Below are 16,500 nucleotides of genomic sequence, written 5' to 3'. Positions count from 1 at the left end.
AAGACATGAGTCTAGCAGCCTTCTGCTAGACTCATTGAGTTTTTAAGGGGAAAACAAACGTATTGCATTGCGACAGCTTTGCTATGAATGATCCATCTTTCGGTAAAATAAACAACAATTCATTATTTTCATAATCCTAACTCAGGGGTAAACGAGCCTTGCCTAAAATCGTTATTGCTGGCAACTGGAAAATGTATAAAACCCAGTCCGAAGCCAAAGCATTTTTCTCAGAATTTCCCGCACATCTTAAAGCCACCGCATCCCAAGCGGCGATCGCTGATCAGCAAATCCTCATTTGCGTGCCTTATACCAACCTCGCGATCCTTCAGACCCTTGTACCATCACTTGGTCAAAATAACTTAAGTATTGGTGCTCAAAATGTCCATTGGGCAGAAAATGGCGCATTTACAGGTGAAATTTCTGCGCCAATGCTAGTCGAGCTTGGCATCAAATATGTAATCATTGGTCATAGCGAACGTCGTCAGTTTTTTGGTGAAACTGATGAAACCGTGAACAAACGCCTTAAATCAGCACAAGCTCATGGCTTAACCCCCATCCTCTGTGTTGGTGAAAGCAAACAACAAAGGGATGCCAATGAGACTGAATCTTGGATTTTCTCGCAACTTGCCGCCGATCTCGTTGATGTTGACCAAAATAATTTGATCATCGCTTACGAACCAATTTGGGCGATCGGTACAGGTGACACCTGTGAGGCAACTGAAGCTAACCGTGTTATTGGACTGATTCGTAGTAAGTTAAGTAATCGCGATATCACAATTCAGTACGGTGGTTCAGTTAAGTCTGATAATATCGATGAGATTATGGCACAACCTGAAATTAATGGTGTGTTAGTTGGTGGAGCCAGTCTTGACCCAGCAGGCTTCGCCCGTATCGTCAATTATCGTTAACCTCGATTCAGATTGACTTTTCGTCTTTAAAATTTACTCGCTGTCTATATACCCAACATAAATACAGCGATTGCTACAGCTTGCATAACCGTAACAAATTTGATCAAGTTATAAAAATTGACTTTATGAGATCAACTTTGTTATAATTATGTGCTGTTGATTAGAATACACAGCCGCAGATATACCAAATCATCACTTATGCCCACGATCCAACAGCTCATCCGCAGTGAGCGCCAAACCATAAATACAAAAACAAAGTCTCCTGCTCTCAAGAGCTGTCCTCAACGCAGGGGAGTATGTACGCGCGTCTACACTACAACACCCAAAAAGCCCAACTCTGCACTTAGAAAAGTGGCACGGGTACGCTTGACTTCTGGATTTGAAGTCACCGCATACATCCCTGGAATTGGGCATAACCTCCAAGAACACTCCGTTGTGATGATTAGAGGCGGTCGTGTAAAAGATTTACCAGGTGTACGCTATCACATTATCCGTGGGACTCTTGATACTTCAGGTGTAAAGGATCGCAAGCAAGGACGCTCCAAGTATGGCGCGAAGCGACCTAAGCCCGGTCAAGCCCCAGCCGCAAGCACTGGCAAGAAGAAAAAGTAAAAGTCAGGCATTAAGCAAGTCATTTAGTAAAATTAGCAATTCATTTTATAAGGTGAATTTAGTACCGTAATGTCCCGTAGAACCAAAGCGTCAAAGCGCATAACTCCCCCTGATTCGGTTTATAACAGCCGCCTCATTAGTATGCTTATCCGTCGTGTTATGTCACGCGGCAAGCATTCCGTGGCTTCCCACATAGTTTACAAAGCTCTCGACACCATCGGCGAGCGTACAGGCAATCCACCTCTAGAAGTGTTTGATCGCGCAATTCGTAACGCCACACCACTAGTAGAAGTAAAGGCTCGCCGTGTTGGTGGTGCAACTTATCAAGTACCAATGGAAGTCCGTACCGATCGCGGTGTTGCTCTAGCTCTTCGTTGGTTAGTTCAATATTCTCGTGCTCGTGCTGGACGCAGTATGGTCACTAAGTTAGCAAACGAACTGATGGATGCTGCAAACGAAACTGGTCAAACCATCCGTAAACGTGAAGAAACTCACAAAATGGCAGAAGCAAACAAAGCTTTCGCCCATTACCGCTACTAACTTTCTTGAGCCATAGCTTACCTCGCTATACTATTCTTAACATAAATTCTAAATTCCTGACAAACACGAGGAAACTATTGTGGAACGCTCTATTGCCTTAGATAAGGTACGCAATATAGGTATTGCAGCGCACATTGACGCTGGTAAAACCACAACTACAGAGCGCATTCTGTTTTATTCTGGCGTTGTTCACAAAATAGGTGAAGTTCATGATGGAACCGCAACGACAGATTGGATGGCGCAAGAACGTGAACGCGGTATTACCATTACGGCAGCAGCTATTAGTACTAGCTGGAAAGACCACCGCATCAATATCATCGACACACCTGGACACGTAGACTTCACCATCGAAGTAGAGCGTTCTATGCGTGTACTTGATGGTGTAGTTGCTGTTTTCTGTGCCGTCGGTGGTGTGCAACCCCAGTCCGAAACTGTATGGAGACAAGCAGATCGTTATAAAGTACCTCGCCTAGTATTCGTCAATAAGATGGATCGGATGGGGGCAAATTTCTTACGAGTAAGAGAACAAATTCGGGCTCGCTTCGGTTCTAATGCTGTTCCTATCCAATTACCTATTGGTAGTGAAGCAGAACTGATAGGCATCATTGACCTAGTCAAAATGAAAGCCTACATCTATAAAGATGAGATCGGCAAAGATATCGAAGAAACAGATATTCCTGCTGACATGACTGATCTCGTTAACGATTGGCGTGCCCAGTTGTTAGAATCGGTAGCTGATTCTGACGATGTCCTGATGGAAAAATATCTTGAAGGTGAGGAACTCACTGAAGATGAAGTTAGAGCAGGACTGCGTAAGGGAACTCTGAACGGCAAAATTGTACCCATGACCTGTGGCTCGGCATTCAAAAATAAAGGCGTACAGCTTTTACTAGATGCCGTCATTGATTATCTACCTTCGCCTAGTGATGTTAAACCTGTTCAAGGTTTACTACCTAATGGTGAAGAGGCTATTCGTGAATCTAATGATAACGCCCCAATGTCAGCACTTGCTTTCAAGATCATGTCTGACCCCTATGGTCGTCTTACCTTCGTGCGTGTTTACTCTGGAGTCCTGAAGAAGGGATCATATGCGCTCAACTCCAGCAAAAACAAGAAGGAAAGAATCTCACGACTGATCGTACTGAAAGCTGATGAGCGTCAAGAGGTTGATGAGCTCAGAGCAGGGGATCTTGGTGCTGTATTAGGACTCAAGGACACCTTTACTGGTGACACTCTTTGTGATGACACCGCACCGATTGTTCTTGAGACTCTATTTATTCCTGAGCCTGTTATTTCTGTTGCAGTTGAGCCAAAGACAAAGCAGGATATGGAAAAATTATCCAAGGCTCTGCAATCTTTATCTGAAGAAGATCCTACATTCCGTGTCATGACAGATTCAGAAACTAATCAAACGATTATTTCTGGTATGGGTGAGCTACACCTTGAAATTCTTGTTGATCGGATGAAGCGGGAATTCAATGTTGAAGCTAACGTTGGCGCACCTCAGGTTGCTTACCGTGAAACTATTCGCAAGACTGTCTCTAATGTTGAAGGCAAGTTCATGCGTCAGAGTGGTGGTAAGGGGCAATATGGTCACGTTGTGATCGATTTGGAACCTGCTGAACCAGGTACAGGATTTGAGTTTGTGTCGAAAATCGTCGGCGGTGTTATTCCTAAAGAATACATCAAGCCTTCGGAACAAGGCATGAAGGAAGCCTGTGAATCAGGTATTCTGGCAGGTTATCCTCTCATTGATGTTAGAGCAACCCTCGTCCATGGTTCTTTCCATGATGTGGACTCTTCAGAAATGGCTTTCAAAATTGCTGGCTCGATGGCAATCAAGGAAGCTGTAATGAAAGCTCAGCCTGTTTTACTTGAACCAATGATGAAGGTTGAAGTAGAAACACCAGAAGACTACATGGGTGATGTCATCGGAGACCTCAGCCGTCGTCGTGGCAACATTGCTGGTATGGAAGACGCTCCATCTGGCAAACGGGTTGAAGCAAGAGTTCCCTTGTCTGAGATGTTTGGTTATTCTACTGACCTTCGCTCAGCAACTCAAGGCAGAGCAAGCTTCTCAATGGAATTTAGCCATTACGAAGAAGTACCTAGAAACGTTGCTGAAGCCATCATTGCGAAAAGCAAGGGCAAAGAGTAGTCCTGTAAATTACTCTACAGATACTCTATAAACTAGAGTAATAAATACCCAAAATACTCTATAAACTAGAGTAACAATTACCAAAGTTAAGGATAATTAGGAAAAAATGGCACGCGCTAAATTTGAAAGAACCAAGCCCCACGTTAATATCGGTACTATCGGTCACGTTGACCATGGTAAGACCACTCTAACCGCTGCAATCACTATGTCTCTTGCAGCAGCAGGACAAGCAACGGCAAAAGCATACGACCAAATTGATGCTGCTCCTGAAGAAAAAGCTCGTGGTATTACCATTAACACTGCTCACGTTGAGTACCAAACCACTGAGCGCCACTATGCACACGTTGACTGTCCCGGCCACGCTGACTATGTTAAGAACATGATCACTGGTGCTGCACAGATGGACGGAGCTATTTTGCTCGTATCTGCTGCTGATGGTCCTGAGCCTCAAACCCGTGAGCACATTTTGCTAGCTCGTCAGGTAGGTGTACCTAACCTAGTAGTTTTCTTGAACAAAGAAGACCAAATGGAAGGTGAAGACGAACTCGTTGAACTCGTTGAACTCGAAGTTCGTGAATTGCTATCTTCCTATGACTTTGATGGTGACAATATTCCCATCACTCGTGGTTCTGCATTGAAAGCAGTTGAGCAAATGACTGCTAATCCTAAGACCCAACGTGGGGAAAATCCTTGGGTAGACAAGATTTGGGCTTTGATGGATTCCGTTGATTCCTACATTCCTACTCCTGAGCGTGCAGTTGATAAGCCCTTCTTGATGGCTGTTGAAGACGTATTCTCTATTACTGGTCGTGGTACTGTTGCGACTGGTCGTATTGAGCGTGGTACTGTCAAGGTTGGCGATGTTGTTGAACTCGTTGGACTTGGTGATACTCGTTCCACTACCGTTACTGGTATTGAAATGTTTAAGAAGAGCTTGGATGAAGGGCTTGCTGGAGACAACGCAGGTCTCTTGCTCCGTGGTATTCAAAAAAGCGATATCGAGCGTGGTATGGTTTTGGCTAAGCCTAAGTCCATCACTCCTCACACTCAATTTGAAGGTCAAGTATACATTTTGACCGAAAAAGAAGGCGGTCGTAAGACTCCTTTCTTCCCTGGCTATCGTCCTCAGTTCTATGTGCGTACAACCGACGTAACTGGAACCATTGTTAGCTTTACTGCCGATGATGGTAGCGATGCGGAAATGGTTATGCCTGGAGATCGTATCAAGGTAACTGTTGAGTTGATCAACCCGATCGCAATTGAACAAGAAATGCGCTTCGCAATTCGTGAAGGCGGTCGTACCGTTGGATCTGGCGTTGTTACCAGTATCTTGAAGTAGTTCTAGATTTTCTAACAAAAAAGCCTCGCAATGCGAGGCTTTTTTATTTTCAGTCAAATATTTCCGCAGGATCAGCCCTTTGGACTTTGCGAAGGGATAATGTTCCTGATATGGCACACATGGCAATAGTGAGTACAAATAACTGCAAAATGCGATCGCTACCTAACTCCATCAACAAACCTGTAGCACTCTGAGTAATGTGATAGAGGAGTGCACAAACTGATATAGCTGGCAGAAAGCCACATAAAGCCAAAAGTAAGGACTCTTGTAACACGAGACTAAACAGATAAAAGTTGCTGTAGCCCATTGCTTTGAGAGTGGCATATTCTGCAAGGTGATCAGAAACATCTTTGTATAGGACTTGGTAAACAATCACAACTCCGACGATAAAACCCATAGCTACACCCAAGCCAAAGATGAAACCGATGGGGGTTGCTTCTGACCAATAATTTAGCTCTAAGTTAATGAATTCCTGTTTAGTCAATACTTTTACGTCTTGATCTAATTGCGATCGTATGGCATCTCGAATAGCAATCGCATCGGCTCCTTGTTCTAATTGCACTAGCCCTAAGCTAATATTTCCGACAAGGCGATCGGGAAAGATTCGCAAAAAGTTCTGTTCACTGGTGATCAGCGTACCATTGGCAGCAAAGGAAACTCCCATGTTAAATAGCCCACCGATGGTAATGGCTCGGTTTGCAACTTCCTTAGTAAGACTTTTACCTCTGGCGATCGCTATTTCATATTCCGAGGCTACCGCACCATAAAAGTCTTCTCGCGAACCGCGATCGAATAAAACAACATCAGGCAGTTGGGTTTTGTCGAAGTCTGGTTTGATATTGGGAAACAAAAAGGGATTAGCCTGTGGGGAAACGCCGATCGCTAAAATATCTTCTTTGACTCCAAGTTCAGGGGAGTTCCAAGGTGCTAAGCCAATATATACAGGGTGTACGGACTTGACACCTGCGAATCCATTAGCTTGATAGAGCCGACGACGCGAAAACTGCTTCAGGTTGAGCAAGTTATTGGAGCTAGGGTGAATCAGGATGAGGTCGCTCCGTAAATTCAGGTGCAATAATATAGAGCTTTTAAATAGAGCTTCCTGAAAACCAAGTTGCATAGCAATCAAAATTACCGCAAACATGATGCCAAGGATGGCGATCGCTAAACGCCCCTTTTGATAGGTAAGTTGCAGCCATGCTAAAGGAATCGCCAACATGAATTTTAAGGTGATTTCAATGTAGATATGTGTGCTGTGCTTTGCACAGCACACATATCTACATTGATTTTAAGATGGCGGTGTAGATTTGAGATATTTATAGAGCCAAGCACAGCCACCTAAACAGGTGCGTTTATCCTCTTCGGAAACGTTAATATTCGTTCTTAAATATTCTTGTAGCCACTGACAACCACGCATCAATAGGTTTTCCAGATCGAGATTCCACATGATGATTTTGCGATCTTCACCCGTTGATACTAAAATTTTGCCATTAGGACTGAAGCATACACTTCGCACAGGTCCCTGATGACCATTAAAGGTGCGTAATAGAGTCCCATCACCACTCCAAAACTGAATTGTGGAGTCTTCGCTTGCCGAAACAATCGACTTACCATCGGGACTGAAACAGACACTAGTTACCTCAGCACTATGTCCATTGAGGGTTTTAATTAAGTCTCCTTCAATGCTCCATAGTTTGACACTTTGATCCATACTGCCGCTAGCAATCATCTTGCCATTGGGATTAAAGCAAACCGTATAGACTTCCGCGCTATGTCCGTCTAAGGTTTTGAGAAGAGTGCCATCCCAACTCCAAAGATTGATCAGTTTGTCTTTACTGGCTGAGGCAAGCATACTACCGTCAGGACTAAAGGCAATGCTATAGACTTCTGCGGCGTGACCTGTGAGGGTTTGTAACCATTTGCCATCAGCACTCCATACTCTCACAGTCCCATCTGCACTACAGGAGGCAAAAACCTGACCATCACAGCGATAGACAACGCTATAGATTTCGGCACGATGGGCGCTGATCGTATCAATCAGGGTTCCATCCGTCCGCCAAAGTTTGATTGAGGTATCTGCGCCTGCGGTGAGAATAGTGGTGCTATCGGGACTGAAAGTAACACAATTGACCTTATCGTTATGTCCTTCTAGTACAGCTTCTAATGTGCCATTGGCATTCCAGAGATTGACTGTTTTATCCTTACAAGCGGAGGCAAGAAACTTGGAGTTGGGACTAACGACGATCGAGTAGACTTCGTCCGTATGTCCCATTAAAGTGCGTAAAGGCGTACCCCGAATTGCCCAAAGTTTTACCGTTGTATCCCTACTAGCAGATGCGAGGGTTTTTCCATCAGGACTAAAGGCAATGCTATGCACAACATCACCATGACCTTGGAAGGTGTAGAGTAAGCCTTGTTCAATATCCCAAACTCGAATAGTGCGATCAAATCCACTGGAAGCAATGGTGTGATTGTCATTGCTAAACGCTACACTCCAAACTTTATCGGAATGTCCATAAAACGTTTTAATTAAAATGCCATCGGAACCCCACATTTTAACGGTGCGATCGCGACTACCAGAAACGATCGCTAGACCATTGGGCGCATAGGCAACACTTTCGACAAAGCTATCATGCCCGCGTAAATGCCTGATTGGTACGCCCATAGTATTCCAAATAATCAGGTTGCGATCGGCACTGCCCGATACGAGGGATTTGCTATTGGGATGAAATGCTACACAGGTAACCCAGCGATCGTGACCACCGCGTAAAGTCCGAATTGCCGTGCCATCACTTTTCCAGAGCTTGACGGTCGTATCTTCGCTAGCCGAAGCAATCATCTCGCCGTCATGGCTGAAACAGACATCTAGCACAGGTCCTTCATGTCCTTTCATAGTTGCGATCGGCTGTGGGTCAAATTCACCTGTCTGAGGATTGCGTTGCCACAGCTTAACCATATTGTCACGGCTACCTGACACTAGTAAGTTGCCATCGGGACTAAAAGCCACACTCGTGACCCAGTTAGTATGCCCCACTAAGGTTTGTAATAATACGCCTGCAACATTCCAGATCTTAATGGTGCGATCGCTACTGGCTGAACCAATAAACTGACCATCACGGGAATAGCAAACCTTGTTAACCCAGAATCCATGTCCTTCGAGGCGATTATATTCATGGGTCCCATAGACAACTTGCTCTAGAGCCGTAATGGCGCGAATTTGAGTATTTGCCCGCAGATTTTCGAGCGCACTTTCATCAACTTGGGTGGTGAGGCGCTTGAGCTGTACCCCACCAATTACGCCTGCAATCATCGCCTCAATATGATTGTTAGACAGATAGAGAGCTTCCGAAGAAATTGTGAGCGCTACGATTTTTTCATTGATTTCGCCCATCTCCGCAATTACACGTTGACGACGCTCAGCATCTAGGCTTTTTTCGAGTTCTTGACTTAGCTTTTCAAGGCGATCGGCATCGGCAGCCCGTGCCGCCATTAACTGTTCGCGCTCATTGATTCTTTGCGATGCTTCTAGAAAATTACGATCAATTTTTGAGAGATCTGGCTGCCCATCTGCCCAAGCGATCGCCTCAGCCAGACGAGTCCCCCTTAATAAAGCAGACTCATCGGTTTCTTCGGAGCGCTCCCACGCCTGTAAAGCCTCAAGGTATGGGCAATTCCGCATTTCTGAGAAATGTACTTTCTGCTTGAGTTTGATCACAACTATAGATACATCATCTTCAGGGATATCTAATCCTGAAAAGACATCAAGGGCTTGCTTTAAACCATGCAAGATCTCGCTCGCTGATTGTTGCGATAAGTTAATTACGGTCTGACGTAGTGGCGAAATATTTTCTCCCTGAGATCTGCCAAATTCCTGACCTTGAGCATTAGCCGCTTCAAATAGACCATCACTAAAAAAGATAACGATATCTCCTTCGTTCAGGGCGCGTGATGTGGAGCGATAGGAAGCACTATCAAAACGACCAAGAGCGATCGCAGGATTAACGACTTCTTCGCAAGTGTTAGTTTTTGCGCGATAAATTAGTGGTCCAGGAATACCTGCATTCCCTAAATGCAGTTCATAGGTAATAAAATCCAGCGCTCCATAACATAGCGCTACTGCGTCATCAGTACCACTTTTACAGAGTAATTGATTTAACGAATTCAGTACTGATGAAGGATTTTGTAATCGCCCCTGCTGGGCATAAGCATCAAGCTGTCCCTTAAATAAAGCAGCATGAATCGCTCCTGCGACCGACTTACCTGAAGAGTCGGCGATCGCTACTGCTAATATTCCTGATTGTTCTAAAAACTGATAATAGTCCCCACCAAGATCTACGGCTGTCCAAACCTCCGCAGCAATATCTAGCCCAGGGTAAGAAGGCAGACTCTGTGGCAGCAAGCTTCTTTGGAGCAGTCTGCCACTTGATAGATCATTGGGAGTTTCATTTAACTGCATATACTGATAGGCAGAGCGATCCTGAGAACAAATACTAGCAACAATAACCTTAAGTATTTTGAATAGTCTAACCGTTCATTAAAGGCTATTTGCCAAATCGTGATGCTATGCACACAGAGCATCATAACCTCTAAAACCGAATAAATTAATACAAGTAAAATCTTAATTGTGATTTTGCTTACTGGCTAATTCACCATCAGAAACTTCTGAAGGTTATAAAGAGTACAAATAACTTTCAATAACCCTCAAATAGTTAAAATCTATTAATTTAATGAACTTTCTATGCATAGAGTAGACAGGAGACTATCAGGCATTATTTTTCCCAAATAGATATATAAATCTATCTACGTCTATTCACATTCAAGGGTTTCACGGGTTAGTCTTTTGGTCTTTGGATTTTGTCCTTTTGCCAATTGACAAAGCTTCTTGCGTACTGGGGGGCGTAAATCCACATCGGTAAAGTCAGCTCCATCAATAATTACATTATTAAAGGAAGTACCATAGGCAAAAGCACCTTCCAGTACAACATTGGTCAAGTTTGCCTTGTCAAGACGAGCATTATCAAGAGTGCTATTGCTGAGATTTGCACCTGTCAAGTTCGACTCTTTCATATTGGCGGCAAAAAAGCTTACTCCTTGGGCATCAGCATTCACAAATGAAGAATCCCTGAGATCTGATTCATTAAACTGATAACCTTGGAGCGATCGCCCTGAAAAATCGGCTCCTTCCAAAAAGGCTTTGACATATACATCAGCACTAGCAGGATTTGCACCAACCACGATCAGAGCCAAGCACAGTAATATATTGATGGCTTTAAAGATAAAATTGCGTAAGATCCGAGCTGCGATTTTCATAATCTTATTTCCGTATGTTATTGAGACTATCACAAGCGGGTAAGTAGCTGGGCATAATTAAAAACCAGAGCTAAAACCTGTGGCGCACTCTGCGCGTGCGCCACAGGTTTTGGGATTTTATATTTAATTGCGCCCATATACTTACAGCGCTTTGCGCTCAAAACCAAACCAAGAAAAATTTTGAAAGCCTTGCGAAGCAAGGCTTTCAAAATTTTTCTTGTGGTTCGTTTGATCGGAAATTGCTGTAATACCGAATCGGGACTGCGCCAAAGTGAGGTGTTCTCAATTTTATAGACTAGGGATATGCAGAGAAGGCAGCATGACTAAGCAAGTAGGTGATCGCGGCGAGATCTTAGTGGCGCAACTCTTGCGGAGCAATGGTTGGCAAATTTTGGAGACGCAATGGCGCTGTCGGTGGGGAGAGTTGGATGTCATCGCCAAGGATCATCAATGGTTACTTTTTGTGGAGGTTAAGACTAGAAGCGATCGCAACTGGGATAGCGATGGCAGTCTGGCAATTACGCCCCAAAAACAAGCCAAACTAATTAAGGCTGCATCTCTATTTTTAAGTCAGTACCCAGAGCTTGCAAACCTGAATTGTCGCTTTGATGTGGCACTGGTACGTCGGCAAAATAGCGATCGTCACCAACTAAGAGCAACTGTCCATGAGACTGAAGCAACGCAAATTACATCAGTCTTTTCTTTACAAGCCTATATTGAGGAAGCCTTTCTTGCTGATACCTTCTAAAAAGGATAGGCGTTAAGCACCCCTCATCCCCCAACCCCTTCTCCCGCAGGAGAAGGGGAGTAAGAGCTTTTTCTTGTTCCCTTTCTCCTGCGGGAGAGGGGCTAGGCGATGCACTGAGCCTGTCGAAGTGGGTGAGGGCAAAGAGTACCAAGTATATGAATGCCAAAGGATAGGGGGAAGCGCCCCCTATCCTTTCTAGAAATATTCGTGTTTACAAAAACTCGGTTGGCTTTGGTGTAGTTGATGAATTTGCTCAAGGTATGACCGACTTTGCTCTTTTAACCCCAAAGCCTCAATATATTTAGGGATCGCTTGGTCAATGGTGTAATGCATTTCCAGTAATTTACGGGCATTCTTGCCAAGTTTTATTTGTCTAAGAGGATCGGCGGCAAGCAAACGAATGTAATCGGCTAAGCCCTGTGCATCACCATTATCAAAGCAACTGCCACAATCTCCTTGACTAACCATTTCGCGTAAATAATTATCCTGAGGACAGATTACCGCCACAGGTCGCCCTGCTGCTAAGATGCCATATATTTTCGATGGGGCGATCGTGTCACCGACATTCGGCAAAATGCTGACTAAAGAGAGATCACAGGCGGTTAAGGAAAAGGGTAAAACTTCTCGATCTTGATAAGGCAATTGCAGCACATTTGGCAATTCTCCTGAGGCGATCGCCTTGGCAATCATCTGTGAGCCAACCCCATTACCGATAAAGACAAACTTAATATCAGCACGATGGCTCAGCAATTGCATACATTTGATAATTGTCCGACTATCATGACAACGACCTAAGTTACCTGAATACAGCACGACAAAACTATCGGTTAGTCCATATTGATTGGAAAACCAATTGTCTAACTTAGCGATCGGATTGATAAATTGCGGATCTGCCCAGCTATGAATCACATGAATTTTGTCCGCCAGATGTTTGTTTTTTTGCACTAATAGCTGCTTCATTGGCTCACTTAGGACAATCAATGATTCGGCTCTGTCCCAAACCTTACGATTTACAAATTCCCAAAATTTGACGATCCAATGATTTGGAGCAACAACTCTCAGGCGCACTGCCACTTCAGGATAAATGTCATAAATAATGCAGCTATAGGTATGCCCAAAAATCTTGTTATAAAACCAACCAATTAAACCGAGAAAGGGTGGTGCAGAAGTAAGTACTAAATGAGAGCCACGAATACTTTTACGCCGAAATTTAATTATGCATCGCAGCAGAAACAAGAGACTACTGATGAGTTTATTGCGAATCCGCTTAGACATAATGTGTACTGAACCAGTACGCCGCACAAAAACACCATTACTTAGTTCTTGATGTTCTACATTGGTTTGCCGAAATGCATATCCTGGCATACCAGTAAATACACTCACATCAAAACCCTCTTGCGCTAGCGCACCAGCTAGATCATAGATAAATTGTCCAGTCGCTGCATAGTCAGGTGGATAAAACTGAGTAATGATACTAATGCTAGTTTTTACGTGGTTTTTACCTGCCATTATTTTACTCATCAGTTATTCTTAGCCCTCACCTGTTACAACTAGCTACGTATCAGGTTCTGTCGAATGGCTCACCGCAGCTATGGAGATAGCCTTTGATCCCCAAACCTACACTTACAGGTTGGATAGCATTACATAAATGTCTGCGTAACTATAACGTAAATTTGATTTAGTGGCGTTATTTAGTGTGATTTTGTCTGAATTAGTCACCTGACATACGATCGCCTGCCTCGATCAACGCGCTCCTGATGCCCGCTTCAGTCATGGAGTGCCCAGCATCGGGGACAATCACAAATTCGGCTTCGGCGAAAGCTTGATGTAATTCCCAAGCTATAAACATGGGGCAAACCATGTCATAACGACCTTGGACAATCACCGTTGGAATATGGCGAATGCGATCGATGTTTTGCAGTAGTTGATGTTCAGATGTGAAGAAGCCTTTATTCATAAAGTAATGGCACTCAAGACGGGCAAAGGCATCGGCGAAATCCTCAGTTCCAAAACGCTCAATTAATGATGCGTCAGGAATTAACTTACTAGTACTTGCCTCCCAAATTGACCAAGCACGGGCAGCTTGCGATCGCACTTGTTGGTCATCACTGGTAAGACGACGATAGTAAGCGGAGATCATGTCATCACGTTCATCGATAGGGATCGGTTGCAGGTATTCTTCCCAAGCATCTGGGAAAAAGTAACTTGCCCCCTCTTGATAAAACCAATCCAGTTCTTTTTTTCGCAGCAGAAAGATGCCCCGCAAAATTAGAGCCTTGCAATATTCGGGATAGGTTTGGCTATAGGAGAGCGCAAGGGTACTGCCCCAACTGCCTCCTGACACAGTCCAGCGATCGATGTTCAGATATTTCCTCAAAGTTTCAATATCCTCCACCAAATGCCATGTGGTGTTTTCACGAAGTTCAGCATGGGGTGTACTTTGACCACAGCCACGTTGATCAAATTGGACAATTCGCCATCGATTAGCATCAAAATACTGTCGATATATCGGTTGACTACCACCTCCGGGACCGCCATGCAAAATTACAACGGGTTTACCTTGAGGATTGCCTGACTCTTCAAAATAAATTGTGTGTAAATCTGAGACTTGGAGGAATCCTTGGTGATATGGCTCGATCGCTGGATATAGTTCGCGCATAGAAAACAAGAATTTATAGCTCGGTAAATTATGGAAATGCTAAATATAGCGCCAAAAATGAGAAAGGGTCGCAAAGCGACCCTTTCTTTCCTATAAATGACTTTCTTTTCGTAACATCCGTTTATAGGCAAGCCAACCTGAAGCGATCGCCACAATAAAAAATCCTGCTAAAAATCGCAAGTGGATCAGCATGTCTGTACTGGTTAAAGATTTGCTATCGGTTGAGAGGGCGGTAAAAGCTTCGCTCATGTGATAGACAGGATTGAATTGGGTGATTAACAGTAAATCCTTCGATAAAAAGGTGGTAGGAAAAAATGCACCCCCTAACATCAATAGTGGTACGCCAAAACCTGCCACGAGCGAATTCACATCCTCGACCTTACGCGCAAATTTGGTCGCAAGGACAAATCCCATCCCCACGTAGGAACCAATGCTCGCCAAAATCACCAAGGCTCCCACAGCGATCGAGCCGCTAAAGCGCACTTCCCAAAAGGCAGCTACGGTATAGATAATCAGGGTTTGCCCCACACCGATCGCTGCATAGGCAAAGAAAATACCTAAGAAATAGGAAATCCCGTTAATTGGAGAAATTAATAAACGTTTAATGGTCAGACTTTCCCGCTCAGCAACAATGGTAGACATCGTGCCGCCGAGACAGCTAAAAAATAGGGCTGAGCCAATTAATGAGGCAGGAGCCGCCAGTTTGAAAGATTCGGCAGTTGTAATTTTTGAGCCTTCCGCCAAGACAAAGCCATTGAGCAAGAGCATCGAAATGGGGAAGATTACCCACAGGAGCAAGGTGCGGTATGTCCGAAATAGTTCTAATAAAATACGTCGCCCGATCGCGATCGCTTCATACCCATAGTTCATGTGAGCTTTGCAGTGATTGATTACTTGTATAGTAATTGTAAAAGTAGGATCAGCTTTCCAGTCATAACGGGGTGTATTTTACCTAATAAAACCCCAAAAGCGGTGGCGCACGCTGCGCGTGCGCCACCGCTTTTGGGGTTTTATGTTTTTATTAAAAATATTGCAAAACAAAATTTTTAATAAAAATATTGTGATTTACCTGACGACCAAGTAATGTAAATCAGACAAAGATCAAAATCCTAAGATAAAAGCATAATTGTGTTAGATGGCAAAACTATCTTTAGCAAATACCTCAAACGCTTTTTAATTGCAGCGATCGCGATTTATCTTGCCTTTCGCCTGCGTCAGACTTTGCAATTATTACTGACCAGCTTATTTTTAGCTGGCGCAATTTCCCCCATTATTGAAAAGATCACCAGCATTCGGATCAATGTCCACAACTGGCGCATTGGTCTAAATCGGGTCTGGGCAGTTGTATTACTTTATCTAGTTTTATTAATCGTCGTGGTCTTAGCGATCGCCCCCGCACCACAGATCATTTTAGAACTCGGTCAATTTTTTATTAAGCTTCCCAATCTACTAGAGCAAATCCAACTTCCCAAAGGCGGCCTATTCAATCTCAGCCAAGAACAACTCAATCGCATTCTCCAAACTCAACCACTCATCGATCAAGCTCAAAATTTTGGTAAGGAAATTGTGAGCCAGACCTTTGGATTTACTCTCCAAATTTTTAATGCGATCGGTGTGGGCATTTTAAGTCTCTTGATTACTGCCTATATGGTGATCAATTCCAGTAGTTTAATGCGGCGATGTTTAAGTCCTTTTTCTAAGAGAGTTCGCCATGAAATCGAATTTCTGATTCCTCCTATTACCCGATGTCTCGGAGCCTATGTGGTCGGTCGCATCGGTACTTCGACTTTGCTAGGATTCTGTACTTACTTAACCCTTTCTCTATTTGGCATTCCCTATTCAGGAGCATTAGGGTTATTAGTGGCGATCTCCAACCTTGTACCCTATATTGGCGGCTTAGTTGCCCTAGGTGCGATGTTTATTGCCGCATGGGGTGTAGATTTTAATCGAGGGGCGATCGCTCTTTTTATCTGCTTTAGTCTGCAACAGATTGAAGCTTTTATTCTGCAACCTTGGCTCGTCGCGCCTTATCTCAACCTCGATCCCTTTGAACTTCTACTTTCCATCATTGTTGGTGCAGAGCTATTTGGAGTAGTCGGCGCAATCATCGCTCCACCGATCGCAGGTACGGGCAGAATACTCTTCAATCACTTTGCTAGTCCTGCTACAACTGATGCGGAAGAATAAAAGGGCGCTTTGCGCCCTTTTACAGCAGTTTTCCAAAAC

Annotated in this window: 13 protein-coding genes; 7 read left to right on the top strand and 6 right to left on the bottom strand. The window is 44.0% G+C overall.

Annotated features, from left to right (window positions below):
• Positions 1 to 158: 158 nt before the first annotated feature.
• The 5 genes from tpiA (at position 159) to tuf (ending at position 5,557) form a co-directional block, all read left to right on the top strand.
• Positions 159 to 908: a triose-phosphate isomerase gene (gene tpiA / locus HC246_RS06780; protein WP_169362722.1), complete on the top strand. Its 750-nt coding sequence runs from the start codon at positions 159 to 161 to the stop codon at positions 906 to 908.
• Between the two features lie 198 nt (positions 909 to 1,106).
• Positions 1,107 to 1,520 carry a 30S ribosomal protein S12 gene (rpsL, locus tag HC246_RS06775; RefSeq protein ID WP_126384375.1) on the top strand — a complete coding sequence of 138 codons (414 nt, stop codon included), beginning with the start codon at positions 1,107 to 1,109 and terminating at the stop codon, positions 1,518 to 1,520.
• Positions 1,521 to 1,589: 69 nt separating this feature from the next.
• Positions 1,590 to 2,060: a 30S ribosomal protein S7 gene (rpsG, locus tag HC246_RS06770; protein WP_126384378.1), complete on the top strand. Its 471-nt coding sequence runs from the start codon at positions 1,590 to 1,592 to the stop codon at positions 2,058 to 2,060.
• A gap of 79 nt (positions 2,061 to 2,139) precedes the next feature.
• Positions 2,140 to 4,218, top strand: coding sequence for an elongation factor G (fusA, locus tag HC246_RS06765; protein ID WP_169362721.1), 2,079 nt, complete (start codon positions 2,140 to 2,142; stop codon positions 4,216 to 4,218).
• A 106-nt stretch (positions 4,219 to 4,324) separates the two neighbouring features.
• Complete coding sequence (tuf, locus tag HC246_RS06760; RefSeq protein ID WP_169362720.1) at positions 4,325 to 5,557, top strand: elongation factor Tu; 1,233 nt, start codon at positions 4,325 to 4,327, stop codon at positions 5,555 to 5,557.
• A 49-nt stretch (positions 5,558 to 5,606) separates the two neighbouring features.
• Here the strand turns inward: tuf and devC are convergent, their stop codons facing one another.
• The 3 genes from devC to HC246_RS06745 all read right to left on the bottom strand — a co-directional run bounded on the left by devC (position 5,607) and on the right by HC246_RS06745 (position 10,867).
• A complete protein-coding gene (gene devC / locus HC246_RS06755) occupies positions 5,607 to 6,776 on the bottom strand; it encodes an ABC transporter permease DevC (protein ID WP_169362719.1) in 1,170 nt (389 codons plus the stop codon).
• 69 nt (positions 6,777 to 6,845) lie between these two features.
• Positions 6,846 to 10,013, bottom strand: a complete 3,168-nt coding sequence (locus HC246_RS06750; protein WP_169362718.1) for a SpoIIE family protein phosphatase — start codon at positions 10,011 to 10,013, stop codon at positions 6,846 to 6,848.
• 350 nt (positions 10,014 to 10,363) lie between these two features.
• Positions 10,364 to 10,867 (bottom strand): pentapeptide repeat-containing protein, encoded by a 504-nt coding sequence (locus tag HC246_RS06745; protein ID WP_169362717.1) that lies wholly within the window; start codon positions 10,865 to 10,867, stop codon positions 10,364 to 10,366.
• Positions 10,868 to 11,186: 319 nt separating this feature from the next.
• Here HC246_RS06745 and HC246_RS06740 point away from each other — a divergent pair, with 319 nt between their 5' ends.
• Positions 11,187 to 11,615: a YraN family protein gene (locus tag HC246_RS06740; protein ID WP_169362716.1), complete on the top strand. Its 429-nt coding sequence runs from the start codon at positions 11,187 to 11,189 to the stop codon at positions 11,613 to 11,615.
• Between the two features lie 195 nt (positions 11,616 to 11,810).
• On the opposite strand, the gene HC246_RS06735 is transcribed toward HC246_RS06740, so the two are convergent.
• The 3 genes from HC246_RS06735 to HC246_RS06725 all read right to left on the bottom strand — a co-directional run bounded on the left by HC246_RS06735 (position 11,811) and on the right by HC246_RS06725 (position 15,144).
• Positions 11,811 to 13,124, bottom strand: coding sequence for a glycosyltransferase family 4 protein (locus HC246_RS06735; RefSeq protein ID WP_169362715.1), 1,314 nt, complete (start codon positions 13,122 to 13,124; stop codon positions 11,811 to 11,813).
• 202 nt (positions 13,125 to 13,326) lie between these two features.
• The gene (pip, locus tag HC246_RS06730; RefSeq protein ID WP_169362714.1) at positions 13,327 to 14,274 is read right to left on the bottom strand and encodes a prolyl aminopeptidase; all 948 of its coding nucleotides are present in this window, start codon (positions 14,272 to 14,274) and stop codon (positions 13,327 to 13,329) included.
• 90 nt (positions 14,275 to 14,364) lie between these two features.
• Positions 14,365 to 15,144 (bottom strand): ABC transporter permease, encoded by a 780-nt coding sequence (locus tag HC246_RS06725; RefSeq protein WP_169362713.1) that lies wholly within the window; start codon positions 15,142 to 15,144, stop codon positions 14,365 to 14,367.
• Between the two features lie 258 nt (positions 15,145 to 15,402).
• Between HC246_RS06725 and HC246_RS06720 the strand changes: the two genes are divergently transcribed.
• Positions 15,403 to 16,461 (top strand): AI-2E family transporter, encoded by a 1,059-nt coding sequence (locus HC246_RS06720; RefSeq protein WP_169362712.1) that lies wholly within the window; start codon positions 15,403 to 15,405, stop codon positions 16,459 to 16,461.
• Positions 16,462 to 16,500: the final 39 nt, after the last annotated feature.

This window comes from Pseudanabaena yagii GIHE-NHR1 (assembly GCF_012863495.1).
GTDB lineage: Bacteria > Cyanobacteriota > Cyanobacteriia > Pseudanabaenales > Pseudanabaenaceae > Pseudanabaena > Pseudanabaena yagii.
Note: the sequence above shows the minus strand (reverse complement) of the source record. Positions and strands in the feature narration are given on the sequence as shown.